General features: G+C 37.5%; 16 protein-coding genes and 1 pseudogene. 8 read left to right on the top strand and 9 right to left on the bottom strand.

Features of this window, described 5'->3' with window-relative positions; translation table 11 throughout:
• Together ACTBZY_RS08175 and ACTBZY_RS08170 are read right to left on the bottom strand one after the other, a co-directional pair.
• Window positions 1-227 (bottom strand): annotated as a pseudogene (locus ACTBZY_RS08175) (hypothetical protein); the annotation flags it as partial.
• The gene (locus ACTBZY_RS08170) at window positions 211-702 is read right to left on the bottom strand and encodes an RNA polymerase sigma factor (RefSeq protein ID WP_463045838.1); all 492 of its coding nucleotides are present in this window, start codon (window positions 700-702) and stop codon (window positions 211-213) included. The pseudogene ACTBZY_RS08175 and the gene ACTBZY_RS08170, both read right to left, overlap by 17 nt.
• Before the next feature lie 153 nt (window positions 703-855).
• Between ACTBZY_RS08170 and ACTBZY_RS08165 the strand changes: the two genes are divergently transcribed.
• A complete protein-coding gene (locus ACTBZY_RS08165; RefSeq protein ID WP_463045837.1) occupies window positions 856-1,431 on the top strand; it encodes a DUF2911 domain-containing protein in 576 nt (191 codons plus the stop codon).
• 69 nt (window positions 1,432-1,500) lie between these two features.
• Here ACTBZY_RS08165 and ACTBZY_RS08160 read toward each other — a convergent pair whose 3' ends face one another.
• From ACTBZY_RS08160 to ACTBZY_RS08145, 4 genes are all read right to left on the bottom strand, one after another.
• Window positions 1,501-2,370 carry a bile acid:sodium symporter family protein gene (locus tag ACTBZY_RS08160; protein ID WP_463045836.1) on the bottom strand — a complete coding sequence of 290 codons (870 nt, stop codon included), beginning with the start codon at window positions 2,368-2,370 and terminating at the stop codon, window positions 1,501-1,503.
• Window positions 2,371-2,453: 83 nt separating this feature from the next.
• Entirely contained in the window at window positions 2,454-2,906 is a 453-nt protein-coding gene (locus ACTBZY_RS08155) for a DoxX family protein (RefSeq protein WP_463045835.1), read from the bottom strand.
• 58 nt (window positions 2,907-2,964) lie between these two features.
• Window positions 2,965-3,531 (bottom strand): Crp/Fnr family transcriptional regulator, encoded by a 567-nt coding sequence (locus tag ACTBZY_RS08150; protein ID WP_463045834.1) that lies wholly within the window; start codon window positions 3,529-3,531, stop codon window positions 2,965-2,967.
• A gap of 94 nt (window positions 3,532-3,625) precedes the next feature.
• Window positions 3,626-5,152: a bifunctional GNAT family N-acetyltransferase/carbon-nitrogen hydrolase family protein gene (locus ACTBZY_RS08145; protein WP_463045833.1), complete on the bottom strand. Its 1,527-nt coding sequence runs from the start codon at window positions 5,150-5,152 to the stop codon at window positions 3,626-3,628.
• 426 nt (window positions 5,153-5,578) lie between these two features.
• On the opposite strand from ACTBZY_RS08145, the gene ACTBZY_RS08140 reads away from it, so the two are divergent.
• From ACTBZY_RS08140 to ACTBZY_RS08120, 5 genes are all read left to right on the top strand, one after another.
• Window positions 5,579-6,010: a hypothetical protein gene (locus ACTBZY_RS08140; RefSeq protein WP_463045832.1), complete on the top strand. Its 432-nt coding sequence runs from the start codon at window positions 5,579-5,581 to the stop codon at window positions 6,008-6,010.
• A 28-nt stretch (window positions 6,011-6,038) separates the two neighbouring features.
• A complete protein-coding gene (locus ACTBZY_RS08135; protein WP_463045831.1) occupies window positions 6,039-6,161 on the top strand; it encodes a hypothetical protein in 123 nt (40 codons plus the stop codon).
• The gene (locus ACTBZY_RS08130; protein ID WP_463045830.1) at window positions 6,139-6,312 is read left to right on the top strand and encodes a hypothetical protein; all 174 of its coding nucleotides are present in this window, start codon (window positions 6,139-6,141) and stop codon (window positions 6,310-6,312) included. The genes ACTBZY_RS08135 and ACTBZY_RS08130 overlap by 23 nt, the downstream gene beginning before the upstream one ends.
• Window positions 6,313-6,597: 285 nt before the next feature.
• On the top strand, window positions 6,598-7,521 hold the full coding sequence (locus tag ACTBZY_RS08125) for a ThuA domain-containing protein (protein ID WP_463045829.1): 924 nt from the start codon (window positions 6,598-6,600) through the stop codon (window positions 7,519-7,521).
• Window positions 7,522-7,718: 197 nt separating this feature from the next.
• A complete protein-coding gene (locus tag ACTBZY_RS08120; protein ID WP_463045828.1) occupies window positions 7,719-8,102 on the top strand; it encodes a hypothetical protein in 384 nt (127 codons plus the stop codon).
• A gap of 122 nt (window positions 8,103-8,224) precedes the next feature.
• On the opposite strand, the gene ACTBZY_RS08115 is transcribed toward ACTBZY_RS08120, so the two are convergent.
• Window positions 8,225-9,403: an FG-GAP repeat domain-containing protein gene (locus ACTBZY_RS08115; RefSeq protein WP_463045827.1), complete on the bottom strand. Its 1,179-nt coding sequence runs from the start codon at window positions 9,401-9,403 to the stop codon at window positions 8,225-8,227.
• On the opposite strand from ACTBZY_RS08115, the gene ACTBZY_RS08110 reads away from it, so the two are divergent.
• Complete coding sequence (locus ACTBZY_RS08110; protein ID WP_463045826.1) at window positions 9,369-9,788, top strand: hypothetical protein; 420 nt, start codon at window positions 9,369-9,371, stop codon at window positions 9,786-9,788. The two genes, ACTBZY_RS08115 and ACTBZY_RS08110, sit on opposite strands and share 35 nt — an antisense overlap.
• Window positions 9,778-12,414 carry a DUF7133 domain-containing protein gene (locus tag ACTBZY_RS08105; RefSeq protein WP_463045825.1) on the top strand — a complete coding sequence of 879 codons (2,637 nt, stop codon included), beginning with the start codon at window positions 9,778-9,780 and terminating at the stop codon, window positions 12,412-12,414. Before ACTBZY_RS08110 ends, ACTBZY_RS08105 begins: the two co-directional genes overlap by 11 nt.
• 92 nt (window positions 12,415-12,506) lie before the next feature.
• Here ACTBZY_RS08105 and ACTBZY_RS08100 read toward each other — a convergent pair whose 3' ends face one another.
• Both ACTBZY_RS08100 and ACTBZY_RS08095 read right to left on the bottom strand, forming a co-directional pair.
• A complete protein-coding gene (locus tag ACTBZY_RS08100; RefSeq protein WP_463045824.1) occupies window positions 12,507-13,889 on the bottom strand; it encodes a dicarboxylate/amino acid:cation symporter in 1,383 nt (460 codons plus the stop codon).
• Window positions 13,890-14,729: 840 nt separating this feature from the next.
• Window positions 14,730-14,918 (bottom strand): hypothetical protein, encoded by a 189-nt coding sequence (locus ACTBZY_RS08095; protein ID WP_463045823.1) that lies wholly within the window; start codon window positions 14,916-14,918, stop codon window positions 14,730-14,732.
• Between the last annotated feature and the right edge of the window lie 643 nt (window positions 14,919-15,561).

The raw sequence follows: 15,561 nt of genomic DNA, 5'->3' as shown, positions 1-15,561 counted from the left end.
GTTACAAAAAAGATAAGACCCATTACTGGTATGCCTACCAAAAATGATATAAGCAAGAAAACAAGAGAGAAGGCTACTATCGCAATCAGGTTTATTCTAAACATCCTTGTAAACTTGTCAATGATGTGAATTGACTTTTTATTATACAGGTTATTGACTTTTGGAGCTATCAAGGCATCACTTTTAAGAAAGCCTTCTTTCCATATATTTTCAATTGATTTTTCCATCGAGAAGTTTTTTTAATCTTGTTTTAATTCTTGTCACACGTACACCAATGTTGTTTGGGTTGGTGCCTATAATATCTGCGATTTCTTGATAGGTTTTTTCTTCCAAATAAAGCATAATGATGGCCCTATCAATCTCGGATAACTTTCTAATGGCATCATAAAGTAGGTTTAATGATTCGTCTGAAAACGCAAAATTATTTTCTGTTTCTTCGCTGGGTATGGAGTCGGAAACAAAATGTTGTGTCTTGCTTTTCTTCTTTTTAAGTAAGGTCAAACAAACATTTAATGAAATACGGTAAACCCATGTGCTCCATTCTGACTCCTCACGAAAGTTTCCCTTACTCCTCCAAATTTGTAAACAAACCTCCTGAAAATAATCTTCAAAGTCTTCTTGGGAGTTGGTATAAGCCCGACATAACTTGATAATTATTCCTGAGAATGGTAGAATAGATATTTTATAAAAGTCGCTACTCAATATTTCTTTTTCTTACTTAGTGGCTAAAATCCCAAATCATTACACCTTTGTTTAAATTTATTAAAAGAAAAGGGTTTCAGCATTAAAAGCTGAACTAAAACCAAACCTTGGGCATTATGAATTCGTAACTCTAAATCAATAAAAAACTAATCAATGAGAAAACTAACCTTTGTGCTTTTTGCACTTATTTCGATTCAACTTTCCGCTCAAGACTTCCCTAAGCTAGACGCCAGCCCTTTAGATGCGTCTTACTATCCTAATAATGCGGCACATGACCTTACTTTTGCGGAAACCGCAGACGAAAAGGCGGCTTTAATGACGCAAATTAAAATCGTTTATTCTCGTCCTCAGGCCAAAGGAAGAGAAGTTTTTGGAGGATTGGTGAAGTTTGGAAAAGAATGGAGAATTGGTGCCAATGAAACTACCGAAGTTACCTTCTATTCTCCAGTAAGAATAGGCGATGTTATGCTTTTTCCAGGAACTTACGCAATGTACATTATTCCTCAGGAAGACAGTTGGACACTGAAATTTCACCCAACAGTAAATGGCTGGGGTGTTTATAATTTTGATTTATCAAAAGAGTTGGCAAGTGTGACCAGCAAAGTGTCAAAAGCCACAGAAAATGTAGAAGCCTTATCCATCACGATGTATAAAGCTACTACTGGAGCTGTACATATTAAGATTGGATGGGCAGACAGCTTTGCGGAGTTTCCAGTGCGTTTGTTATAAGCTGAGCCAATTGATTTCTATCAAGCCACTATGCCATAAAAGCATAGTGGCTTTTTGTTTTAGTTAAGTTTAATTCGCGATTTCTCTCTTTCCAAGCTTCCACATAAGGATTCCACCTGTAACAAACATCCAGATACTATATGCTCCAGTAGGGATACCAAATTCCACATTATTAAGAATTGTAGTAGCTATCACAAATGCCAGCGTGCCGTTTTGAATACCACTTTCTATCGTAATGGAAATAGCACTCTTAAAGTCAAGTTTGAATATTCTGGCAGTCATAAAGCCAATGCCCATGGTCGCTAGGTTAAGGAGTAAGGTGACGATGCCAACTCTTTTTAGAGCTTCTCCTAAAAGGTTAAAATTAGCAGCGATGACGGCTAAAAATATAATGATGAAAATTACGGTCGAGGCTGTACGCATTGGTTTTTCCATTCTATCAGCGAAGTTCTCTTTATATTTCCTGATTATCATACCTATCGAAATTGGAATGACGGTAATCACCATGATTTGAAGTATGGTATCTAGTATCGGTAGTTTAATGGTTTGACCAGTACTTGAACCAAAATACTCAAGAGCATTGGAAAGGATAAATGGTATAGTAAGAATACTCACAAAACTTGCAATGGCCGTTAAAGTGACTGAAAGGGCAATGTTTCCTTTACAAACTTGGCTAATTAAATTACTGGTGGGTCCACCAGGTGCAGAAGCTAAAATCATAATTCCTACCGCCATGGTTGGGTCAAGGTCAAAGGCAATAGCTAACAAGAAACCAATAATAGGTAGAAAAATAAGTTGATTGGTGAGGCCAATGATGACGGCTTTTGGGTATTTGATAATTCTACCAAAATCGCCTGGAACTAGGGTCATGCCCATTCCGAGCATGATGATGGCAAGAGAAAGAGGCAAAAAGACTTTGCTTAAAAGGGTGGCTATCATGGGTTATTTTTATAGTTTTCAATAGGGTATTAATTTAAAGATATTCATAATAAGTGAATTGCAATCCATGTTTTAAAAAAGAATTATTTCTTAACGGAGGAAAAGTAAACCCAAGCAATAAAGAGCAACTGTAGCGGTATTCTGAACCATAGGTAGGAGAGGCCGTGTCCGTCCAGTTTTCCTGTTTGGTAGTTTAAACCATCCAGAGAAGCGTTGATATTGGCAGGTAAAATTAGCACGAAAAATATAATCAGAATTATGCCTGTTAAGTAGCTGTATTTGGGATAAAGTAAACCTATGGCAAAGAGAATTTCCATTAAACCTGTTGCGTAAACAAGTTCAGTTTTAAAAGGAATGGCTTCTGGAATCATCCCTGCCATGCCTTTGGTAAACATAAAATGCCCCAAAGCTGTAAAAAGCAACATGATAGCCATGCTTATTTTACCCGCCAACTGAACGTCAACTTGTTTGTTTATTAGTTTTAAAACGAGCAGGCTAATCAGAAAAGAACCGATAAGAATAAAGAGTGGCTTCATATTGTTTGATTTTTTAACAAAGGTCATGCTTTGCAAAACACAAGACAATGAACCCAAGTTAAGAAATCCTTTTTCTGATACGGCTTAAAGCTTGGGGCGTAATCCCAATATAGGAGGCAATATACCGAAGCGGTATTTGACGGATTAACTCAGGTCGTTCTGTAAAAAGGTTGAGGTATCTTTCTTCGGCAGTTTCGTTTAAGAGCGATAATTCTCTATTCGCTTTCTTTAGAAATAAGGCTTCACTGGCTTTTCTACCTATAGTATTTCCGGCTGCTGTGTTTTTATAAATATCTTCTAGGTCTTGATAGGTTAATTGCCAAAGGATGCTATCTGAAATGGTTTCTACAGTGTATTTGGAGGGAGATTGGCACAGAAAAGAGTCGTAGGCACAGCTAAATGAGTTTTCAAAAACAAATGCAAATGTGAGGTCAGACTCTACATTAGGAATATAATACCGGACAATACCACTTTGAACAAAAGAGAGGTGGTTCTCTACATTTCTAGCGTTTAAAAGTACTGTTTTTTTAGGAACTTCTAGACGCTTTAGCTTTGACAAAAAGTAAGTCCAGTCTTCGTCAGAGAGCTTTGTGTTTTCCTCAAAAATCTTACGTATCTCTTCCAACTGCTATAAAGTTTTGCTGATTCAAATGTAAAATAAAGAGTCCGCTCAGTATAAACCAAGCGGACCAATTTTTTGAAAGCTTTAATAAGTATACTTATACTTTCTTTAGTTCGTAAACGTCTTTCCTTCTATCTCTTAAATTTCTTACTGCACCAAACTGGTTCAGCTCACGAAGCATATCAATATCCACATCTGCTATCAAAATCATTTCCGTATTTGGGGTAGCTTCTGCTTTTATACCATTGGCAGGGAAAGCGAAATCGCAAGGTGTAAATACCATAGATTGAGCGTATTGGATATCCATGTTATGCACTTTTGGCAAGTTTCCTACACTTCCGGCAATAACCACATAGCATTCGTTTTCAATGGCTCGGGCCTGAGCACAGTAACGAACTCTGGAGTAGCCATTCTGAGTATCTGTTAAAAACGGAACGAAAAGGATATCCATGCCTTCGTCTGCCAGTAATCTACTTAGCTCAGGGAATTCGGAATCGTAACAAATTAGGATACCAATTTTTCCGCAATCTGTGTCAAAAGCCTTCAGGCCACTTCCGCCTTGCATACCCCATACTTTGGCCTCATCTGGCGTTACGTGAATTTTCTCGTAACGCTCCACGGTACCGTCTCTTCTGCAGAGATAACCCACATTATAGAGTTGCTCATCCTTCATTTCGGGCATACTCCCCGAGATGATGTTGATATTATAGGAGATAGACAGTTCAGAGAATTTTTTAACTATTTCTTCGGTGTATTTCGCCAATTCTCTAATGGCATCAGGCTCAGACATGTGATTGTTGGCTGCCATTAAAGGTGCATTGAAAAACTCTGGAAATAATGCAAAATCTGAACGATATCCAGATACCGCATCCACAAAGTATTCCACCTGTTCCAGAAGCTCCTCTAAATTATCATAAGGACGCATTTGCCACTGAATAAGACCAATTCTTACTACTTTTTTCTTTGTAGTTGCCTTTTTAGATGGTTTTTCGTAATAAACGTTGTCCCATTCCAGCAATACCGCAAATTCGTTTGAAGCCTCATCTCCCTCTAAATAACCTCTTAAAATTCTTGCAGGGTGAAAGTCATTTGATATTTGAAAGTTTAAAACGGGATCATGGATTTCCTTTCTTTTTACTTTCTCAATATATTGTAAAGGTGTGAGCTCAGTGGCATATTTGTGATAATTCGGTATTCTACCTCCAAAGGCTATACTCTTTAAGTTTAATTTTTCGCACAGTTCCTTTCTGTAATCATAAAGTCTTCTTCCCAGTCTTAATCCTCTGAATTCAGGTTTAATGAAAACATCAATACCGTATAATACATTTCCGGCATTTGTGTGAGAATCAAAAGTATAATTCTGCGTAATTTCTTTATAAGTATGGTTACCTTGAAGAATTTCGTCGTCTATAATAATGGATAAAGCACATCCAGCTAATTCGCCATTTATTTTCATAACCACCTGTCCTGCAGGGAATTTGGAAATTAAAGATTTAATGTGATGTCTTTTCCAGTAAGAATCTGGCATAGAATTATACGACGTTATCATGGCAGCTTTAAGCTCCTCGTAGTCGTCTTCTGATAGATATTCTAATTCAATATTATCTATGTCTATTTTGCTCATTTTATTGGTTATCGTCTGTAAATTAAGTTCTTCTGTAAAAGGTGTTATTTTGGTTTGTAAATGTACTGGTTTTGAGACTGTCATAAACTTCAGTGCATGCCAAAATCATGCGAAAGATATGTTCTTTTTTTCTTTACTTTTCTTAAAAAGTATCTCATTGAATGAAAGATTTTTTTTATCCTAATTTGTCTTTCTTTATAACCATAGTTTTGATGCTAGAAGATATCTCTTAAACCTATTCAAGCTCGCTTTAAAGTACATGAATAGTTTGACTTTGGTTTATAAAATCTTCTTTTATTGTTTTAATAGTAGCTTAGAGATGAGCTAATCTTGTTGATTTTTTTTATAGTCTCATTTAGTTTTACCCAGTTACCATACAACCTTCAGAACGAGTTATGAGTTTTAAAAGCAGTTAAAATATCAAATATGAAAATCTTATTATTAATCAGTGCAATTTTAGGTACGGTGTATTCTTGTGGTTCAGGAAATACCACAAGCCCAAAGAAGGATCTCATTGGAAAATGGGATAACGCTTATGAAGTTAAAACCAAGGATGAATCAGGGAAGTGGACAGAATGGACCACCATCAACACCTTAGTGGCACTTCCTCAATTAGAATTCACCAGTGATGGGAAAGTATTATGGGATGGAAAACCATCTGAATTTTGTTGTAACTATTTGAATTATGAACTGTTTAATGACAGCATTAAATTCAATACTTCTGCAGGAATACCAGAAGAGTGTGCTTTGGTATTCTGTGCTGGTTGTGATGCATGGACTATTGAAAAGTTAACAGATACAGCCTTGGAAGTTAATATTTGTGACAATTCAATGATTAAATATCGTAGGGGTAAATAAAGGTTTAGAATTTATAGGAAGGAAGCTTATGAAAACGGTACTTGGTATTTTGTTGGTGGTTTTGGTGGGAGCTTGTGGGAAAAACAATATCAAACCGAAAGAACTGGTAGGGAAATGGGAAAACGCCTATGAGAAAAAAAACAAAGGATGAAAAAGGAGAGTGGACAGATTGGACTCCTGTGACCAACTATATTCTGCTTCCATCTTTAGAATTTACCAGTGACGGTGATATTTTATGGGCTGGGGAAACTCCAACTGTCTGCTGCACTTTCACAAAATACGTTCTAAAGGAAAGACAATAAAACTAAGTGTACCACCTTTAAATGCGAGCTGTGCAGCTATTAATTGTTTATCATGCAGTGACTGGTCCATTGTGTCGCTTTCAGATTCAGTGCTTGAATTAAATAAGTGTGATGTGATAATTGAAAGATACCGCAGAGCGTATTAAGATTCTTTAGTAGAAAGGCATCAGAAATCGTAAGAAAAGTATCAAAGCCTTATTTATCTAGTTTTAAGCCTTTGATACAGGCTGAGTTTTAGCAAAAGTCTGATTAATTTGCATTCATAAATACTCAACCCTTTCTGAAATGAAAATAAAAATATCCTCTTTTCTTGCACTTGGCCTTTTGGCATTTTGCGGCGTATTAAATGCTCAAAGTTTACCAGAAGTAGAACTGAATAATGCATGGCTTAAAGAAATTAAAGACAAGGCCCCTGCCAAACTTACATATCCAAGTAAGGAAACGCGTAAAGTTTTAGTTTTTTCGCTACATACAGGGTTCAATCATTGGGTTATTCCTCACACTGAGGCAATGATTAAAACTATAGCGGAAAAAGCTGGTGGTTTTGAAATGACCTATACCATAGATATATTCGCTTTAGAGAAAGAAAACTTGAAGCAGTACGATGCCGTTGTGATGAATAATAACTGTAGCGTAGGAGACCACCGAGATATGTTCTGGGACGTACTTAAAAATCAGGCCGGTTTAGACTCTGTTCAGGCGATGAAAAAGGCACACCAAATGGAGAAAGACTTTATAACTTATGTGAAAAAAGGTGGTGGAGTCATGAGTTTGCATGGTGGTATAGTGATGCAGAATAAGTCCATGGCTTTCAGTGAAATGATGGGTGGTAGTTTTGAATACCATCCTAAACAACAGAAAATTGATGTTGAATTGGTGGATGCCAATCACCCTTTAGTTGCGGCATTTAATGGTAAAGGTTTTACACATAAAGATGAACCTTATATTTTCGACAAAGCGTATACAAAAAAGAACTTTAGGCCTCTTCTATATTTCGAAGCTTCGAAAATAGAAGGTTTAAGAAATCCTGATGGAGATGCTATTCGTTACGTTTCTTGGATTAAAAATCATGGTAAGGGACGTATCTTTTATTCTTCTCCATCTCATAATGCACAAAGCTTTACGCCAGAATTATTGCAGTTTTTCTTAGACGGCTTACAATATGCGGTAGGCGATGTGGATTGTGATGCTTCGCCAATGGGTAAATAGCGTTATTACTCGTTTTATAAGAAGAAGACCTTCCTTTTGGGAGGTCTTCTTTTTGGTTAATACCCGATGGTAGATTATTTTCTGCCTTTGGTAGAGGAAGCTGCTTGATAGGTAGAATACGCTAAAAAAGAGACTAAACCTTTTCATGCCGATTGGGTCAAAGAAGCAGATTATTTAAAACAATTAGAAACAATTTTATGAAAAAGCTAACAGCATCAATCGTTCTTATTTTAGGTTTAACTACCTTTTCTTTTCAATCTAAAGCCGCTAACAATATAGATTTGGGTGGAACGGAAATCAAAATGGAAAACCCATGGCACACATTTCAAGAAGTAGTGGGAAAATATAATACTGCCAGTGGTAGTTTCTTGAATTTGAGTATAGCGGAGCAAACTCAGTTTCTGAATGCAGCGGAGGTGATGAAAGGAAGAATATTAGAGCACCCTAGAAGGGATAGTGAAAAACATTTGAATAGGATTGATGTTACGGTTAACGTATTCAAGTTTGTATGGGATAGCAAATCTCATCTTGAAACAATAGAAACAATTACTGAAATTCCGGTAGCTCCTGCACTAGGTTAGGAAAAAAGGTATTTTTAAAGAGGCTGTCTCACATTTGTGGGGCAGCCTCTCTTTTTGTCCTATGATTAATGCATGACATGAATTTTAAGCATGTTCTTACGAAATTGAAGCACAAACGCTTGTCAATCCAGCTCCTTATTTGGGATATCATTAATCATTAAGAAAACCCCATTCTTGTTGGAGATAATGATATCCGTTTTGAAATCATTATTCATATCTGCCACGGCTAAATTTAATCCTGAACCAGAGTCATTGTCAATTAAATGCTCTTTATAGTATGGAGCTGTGTCCGGGGTAAATTCAAACCACATTAAAAGAGGTGCGTCTCCATCTCCAGGGTCATTTCCATTATGAGCGAGGTACCTTTTCCCTGTAAGAAAGTCTTCTTTACCATCATTATTGAGATCCACCATTATAGAGGAGTGCGTTTGCGAGGTCGTTTCGCTCATTAAATGTTTCTTGAAATTGCCATCTTCTAACTGTTCAAACCACCAAATGCCCAGTTTGTGAGCAGAAGCTGTAACAATATCGTTTCGGCCGTCTTTATTGATTTCTAAAACCTGCATATGAGAACAATCTTCGCTAAGTTTAATTAAATGGAAACGCCAGTCTCCAGAAGATTTATCGGCTTTACCTTCAAACCAACCATCTTTAATAACTACATCTTTAATTCCGTCGCCATTAATGTCTCCATAACCCAGTCCGTGAGCAAATCTTTCTGTACCATAAACTTTTTCGGCCGTGAGGGCGTGCCGTGTCCATGAAGTTTCACCTTTTTTTGTAGGAGCCTGAAGCCAAATTATCTGATTCGTCTTTACGTCGCCACAGAGTAAGTCTATTCTGCCATCGCCGTCTATGTCAACAAAACCAGGCGATTCATTTCCTATACCTATGGAGTCGCCAATGATATGTTTGGTCCAATGCCCTCCTTCATTCTTTGGGTTTTCAAACCAATAGGCCGGAGTGCCCGGGTAGTCAATATTCACGACATCTTCCCAACCATCAAGGTTGACGTCAAGCGTAAAATTCAAAAAAGACTTACTGTATTCTTTTCGTGGGTCAAAGGCTCTTGCTGGAGCCATTTCATGTTTGGTCCAGTTTGGTGCTTCAAACCAGTAATAGCCGGCCACGATATCTTTTAAGCCATCTTTGTTTAAGTCGGCCACGCCTACACCTTCAGAGAGGAACTCTCTGGTGATAACTGTTTTTTGAAAGGTCTTTGGTTGGGCTAATTCTGTTTGACAATTGGATAAAAAAGGTAAGAGTATGATTGCCAGAATTACGCCAGTTTTGTTTCTCATTATTTCTATATTTTGGGCTATACAAAGTGCCACTAAAAAAGAACTTTGTTTAAGGGAGATGAATTTACGCACTTATAAGAAAGGAGATGATGAAAACTTAGATTTATTTCTTGTTAACGAACAAGGGATCGATTTTCATTTATTAGGACAGGTTTATTTATTATTAGAGCAAGCGAGCAAAGGATTTTTCGGTCCGTCTTTGCATAAAGCAATCATTTGCACAATACCACAGTTCCTTGTGAGTAAGAGTTTTAGGCTTTTGATAAAAGATTGGATCTGCCGTTATCTCTTTGTCGCAGGTTTAACAGTAAAAACCTATGAATCAATAGTTTTATCTTTGAATTTAATTTTAGCATTCATCCCATCTATTAACAATGTCCAATAAATACTTAGCCCTTCTAAGCCTTTTAACGCTGTTTTCTTGTTCCCAAAATCAAACTGCTGATGTACAGGAACTAACAGAATATTTCAACCCAGCGAGTTTTAACCCTGCTACTTTTGAGCCAGACAGCACGGCTTTGATCATGGAAAACATTGCAGGTCCAGATGTAGTACCCAGCCCGGCTTGTTTAGCTGTTTTACCTACAGGGGAGGTCTTTGTGGGCGTCGATATGATGGGTTCTTTAGGAAAAGATCCCGGTAAAGGAAGTATTGTAAAATTGATTGATGCCGACAATGACGGAATTTACGAGAAGCATATAGAATTTGCAAAAACGGATAACCCAAGAGGTATTATGGCCGTGGGTGATGAGGTTTTTGTTTTACATACAGTTTTTGACGCAACCACTGGAGAAGCTGCTAGAATGGATTTAGTGGTTTTTGAAGATCAAGATCAAGATGGCGTGGCCGATGGTCCTTCTAAGCCTATCATAAAAAACATTTGTTCGCCTGAATCGCTAAGAAGCAGAGGAACAGACCATGCTACCAACGGAATCCGAATGGGTATTGATGGTTGGATTTATGTTGCTGTTGGTGACTTTGGTTTCCACGAAGCAGAAGATGCCTCTGGCAATAAAATGACCATGTTAGGTGGTGGAATAGTACGTGTGAGGCCTGACGGTACAGAAATGGAGGTTTACGCTCATGGTACGCGTAATATTTATGATGTGGCTATTGACCCATTTATGAATATTTATACCCGGGGAAATACCAATGACGGCGGTGGTTGGAACATTCGTTTTATTCACTATCAGCAGAGTGCTGAATTAGGATATCCTACTTTATTCAAAAACTTTACAGACGAAATTATTCCTGCTCTAAAAGATTTAGGTGGCGGGTCTGGAACGGGTAGTTATTTTATGGACGACGACAGATGGCCAGTAGCGTATAATCATGTGCCTATGATGGCAGATTGGGGTAAAAGTCAGCTCTACATTCACAGAGTAACGATGGATGGTCCAACTTTCACACAAAGCGACGAGGAGTTTATTAAACTTGCCCAAATTTCTGATGTGGACGTAGACGGTTCTGGAAGAATGTTTTTAGCAGCATGGGACGGAGCAGGATATAAAGGGAATCCAGATAAAGGCTATGTGGTGAAAGTAGTTCCTAAAGGTTGGAAATATGAAGCCTTCCCGGATTTGAAGGCTGCTTCTGTAGATGAATTAGCGGAACTTTTAAAAGCTGGAAATTCTGTAACGCGTTTCCATGCCCAGCAAGCCTTATTGAAAAGACCAGCGGCCGAAGCTGCGGCTGCAGCCTTGAAAGTAGCAACCGACAAAACATTGTCATTGCAAGTACGTGTGGCAGGCGTATATACTTATGCTCAGGCCGCTTGCGGTAATGGCGTGTCAGAATTATTGAAATTAAGCGAAGAAGATAAGATGCGTGAGTTTGCTCTACGTGCCTTGGCAGATAGGAAAACTTGTTTGGATGCAGTGCCTGTGAAACCCTTTATAGCCGCGGTGGAAGATGCAAATCCTCGTGTTCAAGCTACTGCGATTATCGCTTTAGGAAGATTGGGCAACAAAGAAACGGCTAAAACTTTATTAGAAATTCAGGTTCCGGCATCTGCCAAAATACCAGAAACAGGAAAGGAAGGGCCACATGCTACACCAAATTCGGCGATTGTTTTACCCCATTTAGCAGTACGCTCTTTAATCGCATTGAATGCGGTCGATGAAACTATTGATGCCATTGATAACAATCCTAAACTGGCCCTATGGACTTTAAGATACATGCACGATACCAAAGTGGTTGATGGTCTTATTGCCGCTTATGAGGATGCTGAAGATAAAGATGCTGTACTTAGTACACTTGCTAGAATTTATACCAAAGAAGCCCCTTATGATGGTAGCTGGTGGTGGAGTACAAGACCAGACACGCACGGACCATATTATAAAGGAATCACTTGGGAAGGTTCGGATGCCATAAAGGATTTCTTGTTGAAAGAAATGGAAGCAGGTGGTGCTGAAAAAGCAGATTTCTTTGCTTGGTTAAACGACCGAAATAGAATGGACATAGCCGAACTAGGGACTGCTTTGGCGGAGGAAACAGAAGAAGTAGTGAACAAAGTAGATTTTAACGCCATTAAAAACAAGAAAGGTCAAGTAGGAGAGGCGTCCATAGAAGATGTGATTCTGGCCATGGGTGAGATTAAAGGAGATGCTTCAAAGGGTAAGGCATTATTCATGAGTCAAGGTTGTATTGCTTGTCATAGCATAGAAAAAGGGCAAGTGATGAAAGGACCGTTTATGGGTCAAATTGGTTCTATTATGAATAGAGACCAGATTACGGAGTCTATCTTGAAACCAAACGCTTCTATTTCTCAAGGTTTTGCATCTTTCTTGATTGAAACCAAAGATGGTAAGTCGTTCATGGGTTTTGTGACTTCAGAATCTGCAGATGAACTAACGTTAAGAGACATCGGTGGCAATGCTTCTAAAATTGCCAAAAAGAACATCAAAAGCCGTGAAGAAATGGAAAACTCCATGATGCCAACTGGCTTGGCAAATTCACTTTCATATGAAGAGTTAGCTTCTTTAGTGACTTATCTGCAAGGGAATAAATAAGCGTTTGTTTTTTTGTAATTAAAGCCTCTGGGTAATTGTTTTTTTCAATTAATCAGAGGCTTTTTTCTTGGTTTTACGCTACAGTATTGTCGTTAATCTAACACTACTTCAGCATTCATTTTTTCGTCATCTAATTCGCCCTCCCATCTGGCAATAACGGTCGTTGCTAAGCAATTGCCGAATACATTTACCGAGGTACGAGCCATATCCATTAATTCATCAATCCCGATAATTAAGAGTACAGGCCATTCTGGAAGACCGAAAGATGCCAACGTTCCTAGGAGTATGACTAAGGTAGCCCGTGGTACACCTGCCACACCTTTACTCGTGAGCATGAGGGTGAAAATCATGATTAGTTGCTGTTCTATAGGAAATGTTACATTGGCCGCTTGTGCTACAAATATTGCAGCCAGAGAGAGATACAATGTTGAACCGTCTAGGTTAAAACTATAGCCAGTTGGCATTACAAAAGAAACAATATGCCTTGGTACGCCAAATTTCACCATTTGTTCCATGGCTTTAGGTAAAGCAGACTCTGAACTGGTTGTGGCAAACGCAATAGAAAGCGGCTCTGATACGGTCTTTAAAAAATTTAATATAGGGACTTTAATCAAAAGCATGACTGGCACCAAAATGATTAAAATAAATACAATTAAAGCCAAGTAAAGGGACATCAAAAGCATTGCTAAGTTTTTTAAGACGTCAAAACCCATGTGACCTACGGTAACTGCAATGGCAGCACCAACCGCAAATGGAGCAAAATACATGACGATGGTTGTGAATTTAAACATCACCTCAGAAAGTAATTCAATACCGGCGACCATCTTCGCTCTTTTTTTATGCTCGAGCATGGCTAGAGCAATTCCAAAAAGAACAGAAAATACCACAATTTGAAGTGTAGAACCCTCCGCAATAGATTTCGCAATATTCTCGGGAAAAACGTGAAGTAAAACATCTTGCCACGTTTGGGCTTCAGCATGCGGAAGCTCTTCTGATATACCGGGCATCTGCATAATTCCGGCTCCTGGCTTCAACCAATTCGCAAAAAATAAACCTATAAATAGGGCAAATGTGGTAACTACTTCAAAGTAAAGCAGAGATTTCCATCCCATTCTTCCAACCTGCTTTAAATCTGAATGCCCAGCAATTCCCGAAACTAGTGTGGCAAAAAGTAATGGGCCAATAATAGTCTTGATTAACTTGATGAATATTTTACTAACCACTTTGAGTTCCACAGCAAAAGCTGGAAAGTCATTTCCTATTTCTGCACCAATGATCATACTTATTAATATCCAGGCGGTCAAAGACTTTTTCTGAAAACCAAAATAGATCATCGACACTATAAACAACCATCTGCTTAATGTAGGAACTAATTCGGGTAATATGATATAGTTTAAATTTTGTAAAACGTTAATTATGGAGGCTATTGCAAGGGATATTGCAATGAAAAGAAAGGTATTCTTTTGTGATAGCATTATTTACTATTGTTAAATTTTGCTGCGAATTTGATTCTAAAAAAGTACATTCCAATACGTCAGCTGGGAATTAATTTTAGACTGATTTCTAGAAGAATTTAAATACACTTTTTAGCTTGTTTTTTGACATTAATTTGTGAGTTTGTGGTCATAAAATAGTACTGGATTTTTTTCCTGGTTTATGCATTGTAGAATCGCAATGAGTTTTAAAGTGGAATAAATGGGTTAACGTCTATACTGAGCTTGTCGAAATGTGCTGATTTTAAGCAATTTAGCTACGGTACTGATAAAATCGGGAGATTGTCTAATGCGGGTTAAATCAAGGTGAAAGTGTATTTGAATAGATTGATTGGAGGGTTGAAACGTAAATCTATACGTCAATGTTTTCTTTTGAGAGCTGTCAAACTGTTTACTGATAGTTATTTATGATGTATTATACAATGTCTGAAACAAAAGTGTCGCCGTTAAATAATTAATTAGCCATATTTTAGTGTCATATGTGGTTTTTTCGTAGTCAAAAGACCAAATTGTGTAGAAAATAATTTCTTTTGACAAACCACACTACTTTAATGATGAAACAGGGAAAACTGAATTTGCGTCAAAAACTGAATAGAAGGCCGTATGACAAACCATCTCTTTTAAAACTTGGAAGGGTGAGAAACCTAACATTGAAAACGGGCTCAGTCTCTGATTTTGGCTCTAATCAATTTCAAGCATAAATTTTAAGGCGATAAGTGGGAAACATGTAGTGATATTTTAAGGCATTGGCTCATTGAAATTAAATCCGCTTTATAGGCTTTTTTCAATTATAATAGTTCAACAAGATTAAACTTATTGAGACTATGAATATCCCCTCAAAACCGCTACCATGATGGCAAAGCCACATAGCAGTAAAATGAACATCAGAGGTTTTAGTGCAAAATTCAGCCATTTGTTATATGGAATTCCTGCTATGGCCAAAATAGCCATTAACGCACCATTGGTGGGTACTATCATATCTGCCATAACCGCACCGTATTGATAAGCCAAAATACAGGTTTGTCCTTTTGGCTGGCTCCCATAGTTAAGAAGCCAGCCAGCTTATGATATTGATTAAGGTATATAGGAGCTTCTAAAGGGTTATTACTAGGTTAAATTATGACTAATAGTGCTGGAATGATTTTTTTTTCGAGTGGTAAATTCTGATTTAATTGCTTTTTTTAGAGAGTTACCTACACACTGCCTTAACCTCTGATTTTTTTGATTATTGGATTTACTTGATTTTTCGTTGAGCTGCTTGTTTGAATTTGGAGTTGATTTTTCTTTTGAATTCTAAACTTTTTGTCCCAAAGTTGTTAATGGAATATTTTGTGCCTTTTTTCCTATGTAAATGAAATGCGACAATTACTCTACTAATAGGAATAATGAACCTGCGATATTCTTTGACAATTGAGGGTTGTTAGTAGCTGAAATTATACCATTTATTTATAAAGCCATTTTATTAGTAAAGTTCAAATGGACAACGATGATCAAAAAATAAATTCTAATTCGGTAAGATTGCCGTAAGAACAAATACTTGTCTTAAAATGTGTAAAAAAAGTACTAAAAAATCGCTTCTTTCGGAATTTTTGGAAGCCCTTGTCTTTGTATATATGATCCATACTTTTGCTGAATATTAGTAATGAAAGGAGGA

This window comes from Arcticibacterium sp. (assembly GCF_055134445.1).
The sequence above is the reverse complement of the archived record's forward strand: the minus strand, read 5'-3'. Positions and strand labels throughout refer to the sequence as shown.